The 16,904-nt window shown below is 37.8% G+C and carries 14 protein-coding genes; 4 read left to right on the top strand and 10 right to left on the bottom strand.

Annotated features, from left to right (window positions below):
* Window positions 1–241 precede the first annotated feature (241 nt).
* The 4 genes from ggt to AC503W_RS08975 all read right to left on the bottom strand — a co-directional run bounded on the left by ggt (window position 242) and on the right by AC503W_RS08975 (window position 6,114).
* Window positions 242–2,314 carry a gamma-glutamyltransferase gene (gene ggt, locus AC503W_RS08990; RefSeq protein WP_494916956.1) on the bottom strand — a complete coding sequence of 691 codons (2,073 nt, stop codon included), beginning with the start codon at window positions 2,312–2,314 and terminating at the stop codon, window positions 242–244.
* A 264-nt stretch (window positions 2,315–2,578) separates the two neighbouring features.
* Entirely contained in the window at window positions 2,579–4,567 is a 1,989-nt protein-coding gene (locus AC503W_RS08985; protein WP_402872552.1) for a TRAP transporter permease, read from the bottom strand.
* A complete protein-coding gene (locus AC503W_RS08980; RefSeq protein ID WP_402959164.1) occupies window positions 4,560–5,081 on the bottom strand; it encodes a DUF1850 domain-containing protein in 522 nt (173 codons plus the stop codon). Before AC503W_RS08980 ends, AC503W_RS08985 begins: the two co-directional genes overlap by 8 nt.
* Window positions 5,082–5,142: 61 nt before the next feature.
* Window positions 5,143–6,114, bottom strand: a complete 972-nt coding sequence (locus AC503W_RS08975) for a TAXI family TRAP transporter solute-binding subunit (RefSeq protein WP_427591860.1) — start codon at window positions 6,112–6,114, stop codon at window positions 5,143–5,145.
* Between the two features lie 315 nt (window positions 6,115–6,429).
* On the opposite strand from AC503W_RS08975, the gene AC503W_RS08970 reads away from it, so the two are divergent.
* Together AC503W_RS08970 and AC503W_RS08965 are read left to right on the top strand one after the other, a co-directional pair.
* Window positions 6,430–7,335: a LysR family transcriptional regulator gene (locus AC503W_RS08970; protein WP_494917319.1), complete on the top strand. Its 906-nt coding sequence runs from the start codon at window positions 6,430–6,432 to the stop codon at window positions 7,333–7,335.
* A gap of 143 nt (window positions 7,336–7,478) precedes the next feature.
* Complete coding sequence (locus tag AC503W_RS08965; RefSeq protein WP_494916954.1) at window positions 7,479–8,501, top strand: NAD(P)H-dependent amine dehydrogenase family protein; 1,023 nt, start codon at window positions 7,479–7,481, stop codon at window positions 8,499–8,501.
* A gap of 278 nt (window positions 8,502–8,779) precedes the next feature.
* On the opposite strand, the gene AC503W_RS08960 is transcribed toward AC503W_RS08965, so the two are convergent.
* The 6 genes from AC503W_RS08960 to AC503W_RS08935 form a co-directional block, all read right to left on the bottom strand.
* Entirely contained in the window at window positions 8,780–10,078 is a 1,299-nt protein-coding gene (locus AC503W_RS08960) for a helix-turn-helix domain-containing protein (protein ID WP_494916952.1), read from the bottom strand.
* A gap of 193 nt (window positions 10,079–10,271) precedes the next feature.
* Entirely contained in the window at window positions 10,272–11,033 is a 762-nt protein-coding gene (locus tag AC503W_RS08955; protein WP_494916950.1) for a class II aldolase/adducin family protein, read from the bottom strand.
* A gap of 84 nt (window positions 11,034–11,117) precedes the next feature.
* On the bottom strand, window positions 11,118–11,777 hold the full coding sequence (locus AC503W_RS08950; protein ID WP_494916949.1) for a hypothetical protein: 660 nt from the start codon (window positions 11,775–11,777) through the stop codon (window positions 11,118–11,120).
* Window positions 11,778–11,792: 15 nt separating this feature from the next.
* Entirely contained in the window at window positions 11,793–12,587 is a 795-nt protein-coding gene (locus tag AC503W_RS08945) for an ABC transporter ATP-binding protein (protein WP_494916948.1), read from the bottom strand.
* An 8-nt stretch (window positions 12,588–12,595) separates the two neighbouring features.
* The gene (locus AC503W_RS08940) at window positions 12,596–13,462 is read right to left on the bottom strand and encodes an ABC transporter permease (RefSeq protein WP_494916946.1); all 867 of its coding nucleotides are present in this window, start codon (window positions 13,460–13,462) and stop codon (window positions 12,596–12,598) included.
* A 14-nt stretch (window positions 13,463–13,476) separates the two neighbouring features.
* A complete protein-coding gene (locus tag AC503W_RS08935; RefSeq protein ID WP_494916944.1) occupies window positions 13,477–14,484 on the bottom strand; it encodes an ABC transporter substrate-binding protein in 1,008 nt (335 codons plus the stop codon).
* A 415-nt stretch (window positions 14,485–14,899) separates the two neighbouring features.
* Here AC503W_RS08935 and AC503W_RS08930 point away from each other — a divergent pair, with 415 nt between their 5' ends.
* Together AC503W_RS08930 and AC503W_RS08925 are read left to right on the top strand one after the other, a co-directional pair.
* On the top strand, window positions 14,900–15,433 hold the full coding sequence (locus AC503W_RS08930; RefSeq protein WP_494916942.1) for a flavin reductase family protein: 534 nt from the start codon (window positions 14,900–14,902) through the stop codon (window positions 15,431–15,433).
* The gene (locus tag AC503W_RS08925; protein WP_494916939.1) at window positions 15,430–16,893 is read left to right on the top strand and encodes a 4-hydroxyphenylacetate 3-hydroxylase family protein; all 1,464 of its coding nucleotides are present in this window, start codon (window positions 15,430–15,432) and stop codon (window positions 16,891–16,893) included. Before AC503W_RS08930 ends, AC503W_RS08925 begins: the two co-directional genes overlap by 4 nt.
* The last annotated feature ends 11 nt before the right edge of the window (window positions 16,894–16,904 follow it).

Raw genomic sequence — 16,904 nt, 5'->3', positions numbered from 1 at the left:
GTCACTTTATATTCATTCATAATAAGTCTCCCTTCAATTGGTAGTTACCCGTATTATATACATTATCCACCAAAGGTAAAAACAAAACGAATTAGTGATCGTCCCCCTTGTTTCATTGCTCCTTGTTCCTTTTCAAATTGGACAAATATGATCATGTTTCCCGGGCCCATTCCTTATCATTGGGCATAAAAAAGCCCTCCATAAAAGCATGGCTGGCTTTAATGGAGGGCTTTTAATCAACTTAGTTTGTGATGGACCCATCATCGTCTATATCCTCGTAATCAGTTGGATCCTTTTCCAATAATACTACTTTATCTTCTTCGTTCCACTCCACTTTAAATCCTGTTACTTTTCCGACCCTTAAAACGGGTAGGAATGATTTTTGATCTGGTTTATAGGTCTTTAAATCTTTTGTGCCTATTACGCCTAAACCAAGTAGCAATTTATCCGATTGAATATAAGGCTTACCATCTATTATCTTCATTTGTTTAGCTGTATACGGAAAAGGTACACCATTTACTTTTAATGTGAACGGACCTGGCTTCTCTTCTTTAATTTCTGGAGCTTTTTTCGACTTATAGTATCCCTTATCTACTCCAAGAACTGTTCCTTCTCTCGTATTATCCGCCCCACCATACATTTTTCCCGTTTCATAATCGAATACGACGGCCTGCACATTTCCAATATGCTGAGGTTTTTCTTCATAGACATGACCTTTTGCCATTAACTCCAATTTTGTATTTTGTTCAATTCCCGGCTCCCATCGAACAGTGGGATAGTTCGCAGAGTATATACGAGGTGATAGGATGGCTTCTTGGATTGGTAGCCCATGATCGATTACATTCATGATGGTCTCAGACACGGACGCAATAATGGTAGCTCCCCCAGGAGAGCCCAAGGCAAGAAAAGGTTTGCCATCTTTTAAGACAAAAGTTGGTGACATACTGCTTCTAGGGCGTTTTCCTGCTTCTACCTGATTAACGCCCCCCGGTGTAGCATCGAAATCTGTCATTTCATTATTTAGCATGAAACCATAATCCGGTACCATTATGCCAGTACCGAACACTTGTTCAATCGTTGTCGTATATGACACCATATTCCCCCACTTATCCATCACCGAGAAATGGGTGGTTTGACCTTCAGGATGATTCTCCACCACAGTTGGCATGGAAGAAGGTTCTTTTCCTTCATATTCCCATGGATCTCCTTCTTTTACTTCTGCAGTTGATCTATTAGGATTAATTAGTTTTCTTCTTTCCTTTATATACTCCTCATCTAAAAGCCCCTTTTTAGGAACTTCATAAAAATCTTCATCAGCCATGTATGCTGCACGGTCGGCAAATGCCAAATGCATGGCTTCCGTTAAATAATGAAGATATTCAGGGGAATTAATTCCCATCTTCTTCACATCATACCCTTCCATCAATTCTAAAATTTGTTGGACCGTCAAACTACCTGAACTCGGCGAAGCGGCACCAACGACTTCAAATCCCCTATAATTCGATCGAATCGGTTCCCTTTCTTTCGCCTCATACCTTTTCAAATCATCCGTGGTCATGACGCCTTCTCGTTTTTTAACTTCCTTGACAAGCGCTTCACCGATTTCCCCTGAATAAAGTGCATCCGGCCCTTGTTTCTTAATAATTTTGAATGTCTTGGCAAGATCCGGTTGTATGAGCTTATCACCTTCTTTTAATGGCTCTCCCCCGGGAATGAACACTTTGGCAGCTGCAGGATTATTTAGAAGCTTCGCTTTATTTTCATCAATATATTGAGCTGCGGACCAATTTACTTTCACTCCTTTTTCCGCTTGTTTAATCGCAGGATTTATTACTTCTGATAAACTCATCGTGCCATAGTTCTCAAGAGCCATTTCCATTCCCTTTAAGGTTCCAGGGACCCCTACCGCCTTTCCTGTAATATGACGTTTACTGAAAGGTATAACTTTTCCGTTTTTATCTAGAAAAAGTTTAGGTGTAACGTTTTTTGGAGCTGTTTCACGGCTATCAATCATCGTAATTTTATCTTCCTCTTTACTATAAATCATGATGAAACTCCCGCCGCCAATTCCCGACATCATCGGTTCCACTACATTTAATGACAGCTGAATGGCTGCTGCTGCATCAACAGCATTTCCGCCTTGCTCTAAAATCTTTCTACCAGCTTCCGCTGCTATGGGATGGGAAACCGAAACGATTCCCTTTTTTGTTCCTTGCTTCATTGACTTATCTACCCCGGGCACACTTGCAATAACGGTAGAGACAACTAAAAAGATACTGAAAACAGCTATAATTAAACTCTTAAAATAGGTCATATAAAGTCCCCTTTCAAAACGGATATTAATCCTGTTCACTTAGAAAAACCTATACCTTTCTTCTGGTTAAGATTCTAAAGTTGGAGACAGTTCCTATGTGTATCATGGAGATAACTCTAGTCGAGTTCAGACTTGTTAAACATCAGAATTATAAACTATATAAATTAAAGACGGTGGCTCCACCTTATATTACACACTCACCTCCTTAACTGATAAATGATGTAGTTGGGTAAAAGCCACCGTCTAGTGTCTTCAGTCCATTACCTAAATATTATGATTATTATCTAAAATGGTCGGCATGTTCCTTTTGTCTTGCTTCTTGAAATATTGGAAAGCAAGCAAGACGGCAAAGGAAGCTAATCCAATGATATCCGTAATGGTTTCAGGATAGATTAATAGTAAGCCGATAATAATGGCTGGGAATCTTTCTAACCAATGCATTCCGCGTATCCAATAACCGATGACCCCGGCCCCGATAGCAATCATTCCAGTCATTGCCGTAAAAACGACCCATACCACTTCCATCCAAGTTGAATCAATCATCAGCATTTGTGGGGATAGTACGAAAATGTAAGGAATAATAAAGGCCGCTATCGCTAATTTAGACGATTGGATCCCTGTCTTTAAGGGATCTCCACCAGAAACCCCGGCTGCTGCGAAAGCGGCTAGTGCCACTGGTGGTGTTATATCCGCAATAATGCCAAAGTAGAAAACGAATAGATGTGCGGATAAATCCGGTACACCCAGTAAAATGATGGCGGGTGCCGCAATGGTAGAGGTAATTACATAGTTAGCAGTTGTCGGTGACCCCATTCCCAATACTAAGGCCGCGACCATTGTAAGCATAAGTGTTGGTATTAAGTAGCCACCAGCCAAATCGATTAATCCATTCGCCAGCTTTAGACCTAGCCCTGTCTTTGTGACAATCCCTACGATAATACCCGCACTAGCCGTTGCAGCCGCTACTGCCAATGCCGTACGGGCCCCATCTACTAGGGCATGAATGATATCACTAAATTTCATCCGTACATCTTTGTTAATAAACCCTACAATAATCGAGATAAGAATGGAATACAATGCGGCATGTGTAACGGTTATATTCGACATCAGTAGGAGAACGATAGCAACGATTGGTATCAATAAATAAACTTTTCTTATCACTTCTCTCTTGTTCGGCATTTCTTCTTTCGTCAATCCCCTTAATCCAAGCCTTTTTGCTTCAAAATGGGTCATGATCCAAATCCCTGTAAAGTAAAGAATGGCTGGAATGGTGGCTGCTTTTGCTATATCCCAATACGTGATGCCATTCCCAATAAACTCGACCATTAGAAACGCTGCCGCTCCCATTATCGGTGGCATTAATTGTCCACCTGTTGAAGCAGATGCCTCTACTGCCCCAGCAAATTCCTTTTTGTAACCCAGATTTTTCATCATCGGAATCGTAAATGACCCTGAAGTGACAACATTCGCTACCGAGCTGCCGCTGATGGTTCCTTGTAATGCACTTGAAAAAATGGCAACCTTCGCAGGTCCGCCGACTCTTCTACCTGCAATCGCAGTTGAGAGATCATTGAAATATTGACCAACCCCGGTTCGTATAAGGAAGGCACCAAATAGTAAAAATAGGAAAATGAAGGTAGATGAAATCGCCAGCGGTGTTCCTAAAATCCCCTCTGTAGAGAAAAACATCGTTTGGACCATCCGCTCGAAAGTTAGACCGCGATGCGAAAGGAAACCAGGCATATATTGACCAAATAGACCATATAAAATGAATAGCACCGCTATTGTCGTTATAGGTATCCCTACTGCACGCCTCGTTGCCTCTAACACCAGTAAAATGGCCAGTAAACCAACCGTGAAATCCAACGTACCTAAACGACCGACATTCATGACCAAATCGTCGAAAAACAAGGGCCAGTACGCTCCGACTCCGATACTTAATACTGCTAGAATCATATCGTACCATGCTATTTGAAGCTTGCCTTTTTGGCGTTTCTTCCGATTTGCAGGAAATAATAAAAAGATTAAAGATAGCGCGAAACCTAAATGAATCGTCCGTTGAATTTGTGCTGTAAAAACCCCAAAGATGGCTGTATACAATTGGAATAAAGAAAATGCTAAGAGACCGAAAAAAGCAATATACCCCAATATGCCTTTTAATTTCCTGGTCCCTGCTTCAGGATCGTATTTCTCTAAAAGTTTCTGCTGCTCTTCCTCCGTTAAGTACTGCACTTTTCCTTTATCATCATCCATTGATATTCACCCCATCCAATTGCTCCCAAAAGGAAATTTTTTTCGTTGAAATTCTGATCCATGTTCCCGGCTTAATAAATCGTGATAATAATACAGTTTGTTTTCTATAGATTAAGCGATGATTGGCTCCAACCTGCCCTATTCTTAAATCAATATATTCAAATGTTCGATTCATATTTTTGATATGATATACACCGTCTTTTTCTTCAAAGACTTCCTCTCCCTCTGCATTAGAAGGCATTCCTACAGCAAAGTCTTCATATGCCAGCTCGGTTTGCTTAATGGAGTCCCTTGATAGCTGATAGGTTTCGAGAACGTCCGAGAGGTGAATGGAATGTGTATACTCTATTTGAAACGTCTTTTCTCTTTTCAAAGGTAAATAAGCCAACAACTCTTCTTGATCTTGATAGGAAAACGCAAGGACTTGTTTATATGGTATGAAACCAAGTAAAGCACTGAACAGAAATAGAGGGATAATAAAAAACACGAATCTCTTAAAAAAATTGCTGCTCATCGAAACCTCCAAACTTCAAGAAACAACGAAATCGATAGCGAACTATCGATTATCGTAGCATTTATTTGGTAATTCCCTTTTCTTCGAAATATTTAGCTGCACCAGGATGCAACTCCATTTCCCCTAATCCTTCAAGTGCCGTCTCTGCCGTAATTAATTTTCCTTTTGCATGCGTGATTTTGTCTGTATTGTCATAAATAGCCTTAGTCATTTCGTACACCAAGTCTTTGTCCATGTCTTTTCTTACAACCAACATGGCTTTCACGGCAACGGTCTTTACATCTGATTTAATCTTATACGTGCCACTCGGAATGGTATCCTCCGCATAATATGGATATTTCTTAACCAATTCTTTAATCTTTTCATCCGCAATTGGTAGGACAACAATATCATTTTGAACAGAAAGTGCCTCTACTGCACCAGTTGGAGTACCTGCTGTTATAAATGCTGCATCAATATTCCCAGCTTGTATTCCGTCCGTTGACTCGTCGAAGGAGAGGTTTTGGGCTTTTATATCTTTAGCTGATAACCCATGAAGTGCTAGAATTTGCATGGCATTAATGTATGCACCTGATCCAGGGGCACCGACCGATACTTTCTTTCCTTTTAAATCTTCCACTGATTTAATCCCACTTTTAGCTGTTGTTACAAGCTGTACAGTTTCTGGATATAAAGAGCTAATTGCCTGGATATTATCAATTGGGTTCCCCTTGAACATTTCTTTGGCCTCAACTGCATATGCAGCAATATCCGTTTGCGAGAAAGCTATCTCAGCTTCTCCAGCTCTTAAGGTTTCCATGTTTTCTGCAGAAGCCCCGGAGGTTTGTGGTGTAATATTCGCATTGGTATTATCCGTGATGATATTTCCGATCTGACCACCGAGTGGGTAATATGTACCACCAGTCCCACCTGTTAATAGACTCAAGTTTTGTCTTTCGTCTCCAGAGGCCCCTTCATTCCCCTTACTGCAAGCAGTAATAAGTAGTAAGGACATGATCATTCCGAATAAAAAAAGGCTTTTACATCCCTTCACAAAAATCCCTCCTTTTTCAATTTCATCATCTTTAAATGCGACGATATTAATAGTATTCTGTGACCAACTCTAATTTCCTTCATTTTACATATGGGAATTTAACCCATATCCTTACAGTCAAAAACGCGCGTTTTTTTAACCAACTTTATATTTGACTAAATTTTCAGTTTTTTACATCCTTCTTTAAAGATAATATTGACTCTTGCATTTGAGAAATATATTATTGTTATAAACTTATAACTATTGATTATAAAATACCTTCTTATTGCCTGTATCCTGCTATTCTGATACCACTTAAACAAAAGGAGTGATTTTATCAATTTCCTATCCCTACGTTATTTTATTGAAGTTTCAAACCACCTTAGTTTCAGTAAAGCCTCCAAGATCCTTCATATCTCCCAACCTGGCTTAAGCCAACAAATCTCATCACTTGAAAAACAATTAGGTTTTAAGCTTTTAAATCGCACAACAAGAAAAATCACATTGACTGAAGAAGGGGAATATATCTACAAGAAACTCGCTCCTTCCTTCGATGACATCGAAAAAACAGTTAGCAATATCGTTGAAAACAAGATTGTCCCCAAACCAAAGATGAAAATTGCCACAATACCATCAGCAGCAAGTATTTATATACCAAATTTATTGAAAAAGATACGTGTTGAATTTCCTGAAGTGGAAGTGGATCTTCAAGAGACCACCTCCGCAAGAGCAGTCAAGCTAGTTAAACAGCAAAAGTATCAAATTGGTTTTATCCGAACACCCATACATGCCAATACCTTGACAAGTGAAGGGCTGAATATGATTGAATTCAACAAATCTCCATTGCAATTAGTCGTTTCTTTTGAACACCGGTTAGCTCAAAAAGAATCCATACATTTAACTGAGGCAAAGAATGAACCCTTTATTCATTATCATGCAGTACAAGCCCACTCTCTTCAATTTCTTTTGGAAAAGGCATGTTCGATTGCTGGGTTTTCTCCAAAAAAATTATGTGAAGGATCCGAGCTATTAACGATTGCAAACCTAGTTTCAAATAATTTAGGTGTTGCCCTCATGCCCAAAGATATGATTGATTTGTTAGGAACTAAAAAGGTGAAGGCCTTAAACATCGAAAATATGAATCTGTCTAGCTCAATATCAGCTGTTTGGAAAAGTAGCGAACATACACCTTTCTTGATAAATCAAATCATACATACCCTCCAATCCAACGCTTCGTTGTGAGTTATAAGGATAAAGAACTAAAGTAAGTACAACTTGTCCCTTTTATAATCAAGGTTTATATGTATATAAAAATTTACTATTTTTGTTATGTTCCCTTCAATGTTAGCATTCGGTTATACAACATTTGAAAGGATGATAAATAAATGGTAAGTGGTATTTCGAAATTTTCCGTATTTGGCTTGGGTCCTATCGGCATGGAAATTCTGCGTAGTGCATATCTTACAAATCCTCAATCGATTATTGGTGCTGTAGATATTGATCCCCAAAAGATTGGAACGGATATTGGGCTGATCATAAATGAAAATAAAATGGATGTACATGTGGTCTCCAGTATTCATGAAGTAAAAACCAGTGTAGAGCACCCAATTGCCCTTCATGCGACCGGTTCCAATGCAAACCACGTTTGGCCACAAATCAAGGAACTTTTAGATAATGGGTTCTCAGTGGTTTCTACCTGTGAACAGCTTTCTTTCCCGTGGCAGCGCTATCCTGAGCTGGCAAAGGAGATAGATATATATGCAAAGAGCAAAGGGCTCAGTGTCATCGGGACTGGCATTAATCCAGGTTTCATCATGGATACCATGGCGATCTGTTTTTCAACCGTTGTCACAACGGTAAACAGAGTCCTTGTCAATCGTAAAGTGGATGTTTCGAAACGCCGCCTCCCCTTACAAAGAAAAGTTGGAATCGGTATGACAAAAGGAGAATTTGAGGCACTGGCTGAACAGGATAAGATCGGGCATGTTGGGCTTGAAGAATCTGTTAGATTAATTGCATATGGGCTAGATTGGGAACTTAACAGTATAAATAATACCATTGAGCCAACAATTGCCACCGAAGATATAACCGTTCCACTTACGTCTCTAAAAAAAGGGGCGGTTAGTGGGTTACACCAAGTATCAAGAGCTTTGACCTCTACCGGAAAGGAAATCTGCTTGGACTTGAACATGTCTGTAGGAATTAACCAAGAGGATGAGATTATAATTGAAGGAAACGAAACACAAAGATTAATCATACCAAATGGAGTATTCGGTGATACTGCTACTGCCTCCATGGTTATTAATACAGCTAAACAAATTGATGCGATTCGAAAACCTGGGTTACTTACCATGGCTGACATCGGCCTGCCAAGAAACAGTCAGCAATCTGAATTTGTACCCATATGAGTCTAGACAAACGACATATCCATTTATAAGTAACTGCTATATGAATGTCTCTGCTATTCTTTAAAAATATCCCAACCTAAAGATAGCGTAAACCATGGAATTGTCGCATCGTACGGGATAAGCAGTTTTTCTATCTCTAATTTATTACTTTTATTTATATTTTTTTCCAGACACATCCCCCCGGCGACTTGCCGGGGCACTCTTATATATGAAAGCGGTAAGAAGAGAATATAAAGGTCAACTTCTTCAAGTAGCCTAGTAGTTTTGAAAATTATAGTTTACATACTATTAATCCTATATATCTTCCGTGGTCGTCCTTTTGATATGGGAGCTTCTTCTCCAATTATTTCAGCCATATCTTGTTCTACCAAATTATTAAGTATACGTCGTGCATTTCTTGGCGTCATTTTTAGCCATTCTGAAAGAAGTGATGCTGTTATAGAATGATTACCGGTTCTTTTTTGAACTGACAATATCTTATTAAATGTAGTAATTGTCACCCCACACAGTTTAAGTTTTCCACTCATTTCTCGGTCTTCTATTCTATAACTAAAAGAGATGCTTTCCTGTTCCTGAAGGGGTCCCTCTATCATTCCTTGATCGTCAACAAGAAATGCACAAAAAGAAGCATACTTTTGCGCATTAAGTAAGGCTATTCTTGCGTGCTTCTCTGCTGCTAATGCTGTATCACCATATCCAATACCAATATGTGTAGGATAGTCGGTTACTAATGAGACCTTATCCAATATATCTACTACATGTTCTGATGACTCCTGTAAAGAGCCTCTCGTTGAAAAAATGATAAAGCTACCCATTCCAAGGTTTACAATTGAACCTGAAAGAGATTCAGAAAAATTAACAATGACTGACTGTAATTGTAAATTCAATCGATACTGATTATAAGATAATGTAAGTATATCATTTTCACCTCCATCAGTAACCTTAATCAAAATAACGGAAATTTGAGATTCCTTAAAATACTTTGTTTCCCAATATTGAATCGCATTTGTCAATGTTTCACGAATATTAGTACGTGTAGGTGTGATCCAATATGAAGGTATATCTTCCGATTGTAAATTTTCAAATATAGCATACAAACATGTTAAACAAGTATCTACTTTATTTTCCTTATATAATTTTTTATGAAAATCAAGTAGCTCTTCTATAGAAATACCCTCATGAAATTCCTGAGAATAAATAGATTGACTCGACAAATTAAGATCTTCAAAAGTCTCATATACATCACGTTTAGGTATAATATCTATACTCATATTTTGCAAATGTCGCTGATCACTATAACCGATTTCAATCATTGCCTTTGTCAAACTCGCACCATCCAATTGAAGAAAGAAAAAAGGTTGGTTAGACCCACTTGCTCTTACAAAAGGATAAAGAACTGGTCCACCAAGCACCCAAATATCAACTTCACTTTGTTTTTGTTGTATTATGGATGTTGTTTCTTCAGGATTCTTATAAATAAAAGGAATGACCTGTAAACGGTCCTTATAATCCTCTGCAAGTTCCACTACCATTTTTACTGTACTTGATGGACCAACTATCCCGGCTCTTGTTATCAATTTTCTTTCCCTGCCTTCCTCTAATGACTATGTATATCAACATTCACTTAGTCATTATAGTTAAAAAAGGCACCCTCTCTTGAATGTATATCAATATTACTTGAAATACATTTAGAAAGAAGCCTTCTCATTTAAATTATTATACCAAAATATACTAAAAAATTAAAAACACACCATTTTTACAAAACTTGCTTTACAACAATAAATCAGGTTCCTCTTTTACGATTTTGTTCCATAAAGGTTGGAAATTAAGCCATCCTTCATACTCTGTTCCCGTCTGCTCAGCAGCTATTAAAGCACTTTTTTCATCAATTAATATTGGCTTTTGAACTGATTCTGCTAATATTTGCGACTGACACAATCGTTCCATTGTAATAAACCACCAAGCTGCTGAATCAACAGATTGCCCCACTGTAAGTAAGCCATGGCTTCTCAGGATAAGCGCCTTATACGTACCTAATGTTTCTGCAATGCGCTTCCCTTCTTCCGTTTCATACACTAATCCTGTATAGTCATCAAAGACCGCGTGATCTTTGTAAAACTGACAAGCATCTTGAGAGATTGGATCTAATAATCTCCCAAAAGAAGCCCATGTTTTTCCATATAAGGAGTGCGCATGTGCTGCAGCTATAACATCTGGTCTAGCTTTATGAATTTCAGAGTGAATAGCAAATGCTGCTCCATTTAATGATTTTTCTCCTTCCACAATATCACCATTTTCATTTACAAGAATCAAATTAGATACAGTAATCTCACTGAAATGCTTACCATACGGATTTACCCAAAAATGATCTGTATATTCTGGATCTCGTACAGTAATATGTCCTGCCACACCTTCACTAAAACCAAACTTTGAGAACAGTCGAAAAGCACCTGCAAGTCTTTCTTTCCGATGCTTCCGTTCTGCTTCCATATTTTCAAACTTTATGGGATTTAAATACGTAACATTCGACATACACATTTCTCCTTTTCATATTATTTATACCTAAAGGGTTTCAACAGATGGAACCCTTTAGAGTTACTTAGTATTTAAAAATTCTCAAACAGTTTGATTATTGGTTTCATAAATATCATTATAAAACTTCATCATTTCATCTCGAAAACTACGAATTCCTTCCGTTGCGTTTATAATTTGTTCTTCTGTAACCATGTACTTTGCAATGATGGTTTCTCCTAACCCCACATGGAAATTTTCATCTTTTTTTATCTTTTCATAACATTTCGCTAAATCCTCCAAACCAATCCGTCTGCAACTTTCAATGACGATATCATGTGTAGTTGTCGTGGATGTCTCTGAGCAATTCCAAACAGCAATCGCACAAACTGCATCTTTCTCAAGGGCTGCCCAATGTATTTCCTCCCACCCTTTGTTCAATTCTGAAGTTGCAACAGGCGCTTTATAACCATGTTTTTCTAAAACACGACTAAGAATTTCATAATGATTGGCTTCCTCTAGCATATGTCTGCATAAAGCTGTAACAATTTCTCTATCAAACTCGTTCCAGTACTTAATGATCTCTGTTCCTAGGAATATAACATACTGCATTTCAAGCCAATCTCTCTCCCTAATAGCTTCAAATACTTCCTCATGCGTAAGATCTTCCCTTGTCCAGAATTCCAAAGCCCTCACGTGTGCATGTTCCTTAAGCTCTTGTTTAATTTGATTAAACTCAACCATAAAATCCTCTTTCGTTACCATATATATTCCCCCTTATTATTTAACTTCTAATTCCATTGCTTTCAAACTTTCATCTCGAATTAATTCTGTCAGTTGTGTTTTCAAAGTAAGAAATTCTCCTTCTGTTTTAATCTTATAAGAACGAGGATGCTCTAAATTTATTGGAATATCTGCTTTAATTCTTCCTGGTCTTGATGTCATTGTGATAACACGACTACCAAGAAAAATGGCTTCTTCTACATCATGTGTAATGAATAGAATCGTTTTATGTGTTTTCTCCCATATTTCAAGGAGTAGCTCTTGCATAATCAATCTCGTTTGATTATCAAGTGCCCCAAATGGTTCATCTAGTAGTAAAATTTCAGGATCATTTGCAAGGGCACGAGCGATGGCCACACGTTGTTGCATCCCTCCTGATAATTGTTTTGGATAGTGATGCTCGAAACCTTGTAATCCTACTAGCTCAATATATCGTTTGGTAATATCTTTTCTTCCCTGAGGATCCATTCCTTTGATCTTTAAACCATATTGAATGTTTTCTTCTATGTTGAGCCAAGGAAACAAGGAATACGCCTGAAACACCATTCCTCGATTAGCAGAAGGTCCAATAATTTCTTCCCCTTGCAAGTAGATTGCACCTTCTGTTTGTTCTTCTAAACCTCCAATCATCCGTAACAATGTCGATTTCCCACAACCAGAAGGTCCTAAAATTGTAATAAATTCATTTTTGATTATTTTTAAGTTAATGGTATCTACAGCGAGGACATCGGGTTTCTTACCAGTTCCTTCATATACTTTTCTAACATCTTTTACATCCACTAAAATCTCCATATAGCTCCTCACCTCCCGTAATTCCAAGAAAACAATTTTTTACCAAAAAATTTCAAGATTAAATCCGATAGTAGTCCAAGCATACCAATTGTTAATATCCCAAAAATGATATTGCCAATTCGAAACATCCTTTGTGATTCAATGATGACACTACCAATACCTGAAGCCGTCGCAATTAATTCAGCAACTATGATATAGGACCATGCCCATCCTAAGACGAGGCGAATTGCATCTAAAATACCGGGCATTGAGGCTGGCAATATGACGGATCGTAAAACACCTATATTAGAAGATCCCAATGTATAAGCAGCTTCTAATAATTCACGGCGAACGCCACTAACTTCTACTGCAACCATTAACACAATGGAAAAGATACTACCAAAAAAGATGACAGATATTTTTTCTAATTCACCTACACCAATCCATAAGATGAAGAGGGGTATAAATGCTGAAACAGGCATATAACGCACAAATGAAATGATGGGTTCTAAAAAGGCTTCTACTACTTTATAGCTTCCCACGAAGATGCCAAGGGGGACACCAATTAGTAACGCTAATCCAAATCCTACAAGTACCCTACTAAACGTTACGAAGATATCATTTATAAAGTTAAATTGTGTAAAAAGAGTAATACCAGAGGTTATAATGCTTGTGGGTGTTGGTAAAAACAGTGCATCTACAATACTTGTATAGGTTAATAAAGACCAGATGCCTAGCAATAAGATGAAGCTACTCATGGTCAATTTGAAATATAAGCTTTTTGGTATCGGTTTCTGCGGTTCAAAATAACGGAATCTCTTCTTTTTCTTCTTTTTCTTCTTCACAGATTCCTCTAATATGACAGTATCCATGTCCAAGATCTTGTTCCTTTGCATGTCTACCACCTCCTTCATTCAATAAAAGAATAATCTATTAAATCTTCAATGTTCGGCTCTTTATCAATAATCTTTTGTTCTGTCCATAATTCAGCGCCCAATTTTGTTAATTCGTACAGTTGACCTGGATTTTCTTTTGTACCAACGTATTCGCGCGCTTTCTCTTTATCGTATAAAGTAACGCCACTTAAAGCTTCCTTAAACTCCCCATCAGTTTGTCCCATGGCTTTTGCCATTATCGAAATAGCATCTTCTTCATTTTTCTTGAAGTATTCAATGGCATCGAACCAAGATTTCACAAAACCTTTTACCTGCTCTGGATTTTCATCTACATAATCTTGCTGAAGAGCAAAGGAACTAGCAATGATTCCAGGTGTTTCTGAACTAGTCATTAACACATGGCCAAAATCTGTATTCTTTACATTCGTTAACCACGGTTCCCAAGTAATAGCTGCATCTACTTTATTTGCGATAAACGCTGCACCCGCATCGCCACTACTCATACTTTGGATATCCATATCACCCATGCTCATGCCTTCTTGTTTCAGCAAATAATTAAACCAAAAGAAACTAGCTCCTCCATCTGTCTGTACAGCGACCTTCTTACCTTTTAAATCTTTAAAACTTTTAATCTCTTTCTTGGCAACAATACCATCACCACCACTTGATTCTTCTGTACTAATTACTTGCACCAGTGGGATATCACGTGCTGCAGCTACTACCTGAGAATCAATCGTTCCACCAATTCCTTGTATTCTATTAGCTGCTAGCGCACTCAAACGATCTGATGAGCTTTCAATCCGCGTTATCTTAACATTCACACCATTTTTTTCAAAAAATCCTTTTTCCTCTGCAATATAGAATGGAGCATACCCAACCCACGTTGAGAAAGCGATAGTAAGCTCTTCTTCATTTTTGACTGAATTTTCAGTCTTTTTTCCTGCTGAAGAGCTAATAGATTGGCAACCGGCACTAATTAACAGGAATACAATCAATGTTGTGAATAGAAAAGATTTATTCATTCTTTCATCCCCCCTAAATTAGTAGAATTCTTCACAAACTGTTGTATTAACTAGCGTCACTCTAAACATGTAATATTTTATAACATCATTTACAAAATAGGAAAACAAACAACCTCCCTTACTACTAGCATAAATACTGGTAATGCATACTTTGTAGATTGAATATCCCAATATTGGTACATAAAAGGAAATATTCTTAAATTATTTATACTTCTTCAAAACTGCTTTGTCAATCAAATTTGTGATGTTTTATAACATGAAAATAACTTTGTTAAATTTTCTAACATATAAAAATTAAAAAACTTAACACGATTTTTATTGACTGTATTTTCAGAATTTTATATATTTATTTTAGGAACAATTAGAGAATTATTCCTAAAATAATTACAAATGGAAAGAGTGGTGAAAAATGTACATGAGTGCTAACCAATCAATAGGCAATGTTACTTCCGAAACTTTCAAACCCATAATAAGTAATTTTGCTACCGGTGTTTCTATTATTACAGTACGACATAATAAAAAAGATTATGGTCTAACAGCAAGCGCTGTTTGTTCCGTATCATTGGATCCTCCCATGCTTCTCATTTGTGTCAATCAAAATACCGGAACTCAAAAAGCTATTATGGAGGCCGGATCGTTTAATGTTCATATTTTAGGAAAGCAACAAGCCGACTTAGCATTAAAATTCTCAAAAGCCCATACCGACAAGTTTGAAGACCTTGTATACTCATATGGCAATTTGGGGAATCCTCTTTTTCCTAACGTAGTAGCTCAAATTGAATGTCAATTGTATAAAGAAATGACTGGAGGTACACATTCTGTCTTTTTAGGAAAAGTTCATTCAGCTAGGGCGATAACAGAAAATCCATTACTCTACCTTAAAGGTCAATTTGGTGAATTTACACATCTAAAACAAGAAACTTTTAAATTGAAGGAGGAAACAGTATGACTTTAATGACAGGAAAAGATTACAAAGAATCTATACATGACGGCCGTGAAGTCTACATAGACGGTGAAAAGGTTACAAACGTAGCTGAACATCCAGCATTTAAACCAATTGTTGATGTAAAAGCCAGAATGTATGACATGGCATATGAGCCACATCATAAAAACATTTTAACCACTACATTAGAAGACGGTGAAATAGTTTCACGGGCTTACAAAGCTCCAAAGACAAAAGATGATCTATCAGCAATCCGCACACATGTGGAAACCATTCTTGATGACCTTGGTGGAGTTGTTTATCGAGTCGGTGATGAAACAATTGGCGAAATGTGGTCATTATACGATGCTAAGGATAAATTGAATGAAATTGATCCGACCTACGCTAAAAATATTGAATACCATATCGATCGTGTAGCAAGAAAAGATTTATTCCATGTATCAGCCAATACAGATCCAAAAGGGGATCGAAGTAAATTATTTACTGGAAAAAATGGCGGTACACTCCTTCATGTCGTGGAAGAAAATGATAAAGGGATTATCGTCAAAGGTGCTAAATTTGAGACTGCTGCGGCCTATGCCCATCAAGCATTCGTCAAACCAACTATATTAGATTGGAATGCAGGTGAGGATACAATGGCACCTTTTGCATGCGGCTTCATTTGCGACATGGGCTCTCCTGGATTAAAACATATTTGTCGTACCTCTCTTGGTCAAGATAAAAAACCTATAGATTATCCAATCTCAACAAAGTTTGAAGAAATCGACACATTACTCATTTTTGATCACGTCCAAATCCCTTGGGAAAATGTCTTATTTCATCGCTCATTAGCATCTGCTGCCTATATCCGTTCCACGCTACATCGTTACTCAGCTTTTAACTATGTGCTTAGAATGTTACGTAGAGCTGATTATTTAATTGGGACAGCTGCATTAAATGTAGAACAAACAGGGCTCACACAATTGCAAGCAGTAAAAGAAAAACTCTCTCAACTAATCGGTTACAGAGAAGGAATTAATGCTTTTCTAACAGCAGCTGTCGCAAATGCAGAACAAAGTCCTGGCGGATTAATGATGCCAAATCAATCACTCCTATATAACGGTAGAGTATTCGCCTTATCACAATTCCCTGCCATGGCACATTTAACTAGAGAACTAGTAGGCGGCCAATTAGCCGTTACACCGGACTACAATACTATGTCTGATCCCTTTATCAAAGATTATATCGATGAATATTATTCTGTGGGTGATTGGGATGCACAAGAAAGAGGAAAATTATTGTACTTTGCTAGAGACTTATTAAATTCCTCTTATGCAGGTCACAGAACAACCTTTGAACTATTTGCTCAAAGTCCTCCATTCGCACAACAACTGGCAGCTTTCACTAATTTCGATATGGAGAAACAACGTGAACTAGTTCGTAAAGCAGCAGACTTAACCCCCTCTATCCCCGTGACTAGCGCCTAGGAATCGAAGGG

It is taken from the genome of Peribacillus suis (assembly GCF_059384845.1).
The sequence above is the reverse complement of the archived record's forward strand: the minus strand, read 5'-3'. Positions and strand labels throughout refer to the sequence as shown.

Bases quoted from the DNA above. Each gene is read 5' to 3' on its own strand.
- ggt (WP_494916956.1), bottom strand. From the start codon at position 2,314: ATGACCTATTTTAAGAGTTTAATTATAGCTGTTTTCAGTATCTTTTTA.
- AC503W_RS08985 (WP_402872552.1), bottom strand. From the start codon at position 4,567: ATGGATGATGATAAAGGAAAAGTGCAGTACTTAACGGAGGAAGAGCAG.
- AC503W_RS08980 (WP_402959164.1), bottom strand. From the start codon at position 5,081: ATGAGCAGCAATTTTTTTAAGAGATTCGTGTTTTTTATTATCCCTCTA.
- AC503W_RS08965 (WP_494916954.1), top strand. From the start codon at position 7,479: ATGGTAAGTGGTATTTCGAAATTTTCCGTATTTGGCTTGGGTCCTATC.
- AC503W_RS08955 (WP_494916950.1), bottom strand. From the start codon at position 11,033: ATGTCGAATGTTACGTATTTAAATCCCATAAAGTTTGAAAATATGGAA.
- AC503W_RS08950 (WP_494916949.1), bottom strand. From the start codon at position 11,777: ATGGTAACGAAAGAGGATTTTATGGTTGAGTTTAATCAAATTAAACAA.
- AC503W_RS08945 (WP_494916948.1), bottom strand. From the start codon at position 12,587: ATGGAGATTTTAGTGGATGTAAAAGATGTTAGAAAAGTATATGAAGGA.
- AC503W_RS08940 (WP_494916946.1), bottom strand. From the start codon at position 13,462: ATGCAAAGGAACAAGATCTTGGACATGGATACTGTCATATTAGAGGAA.
- AC503W_RS08935 (WP_494916944.1), bottom strand. From the start codon at position 14,484: ATGAATAAATCTTTTCTATTCACAACATTGATTGTATTCCTGTTAATT.
- AC503W_RS08930 (WP_494916942.1), top strand. From the start codon at position 14,900: ATGAGTGCTAACCAATCAATAGGCAATGTTACTTCCGAAACTTTCAAA.
- AC503W_RS08925 (WP_494916939.1), top strand. From the start codon at position 15,430: ATGACTTTAATGACAGGAAAAGATTACAAAGAATCTATACATGACGGC.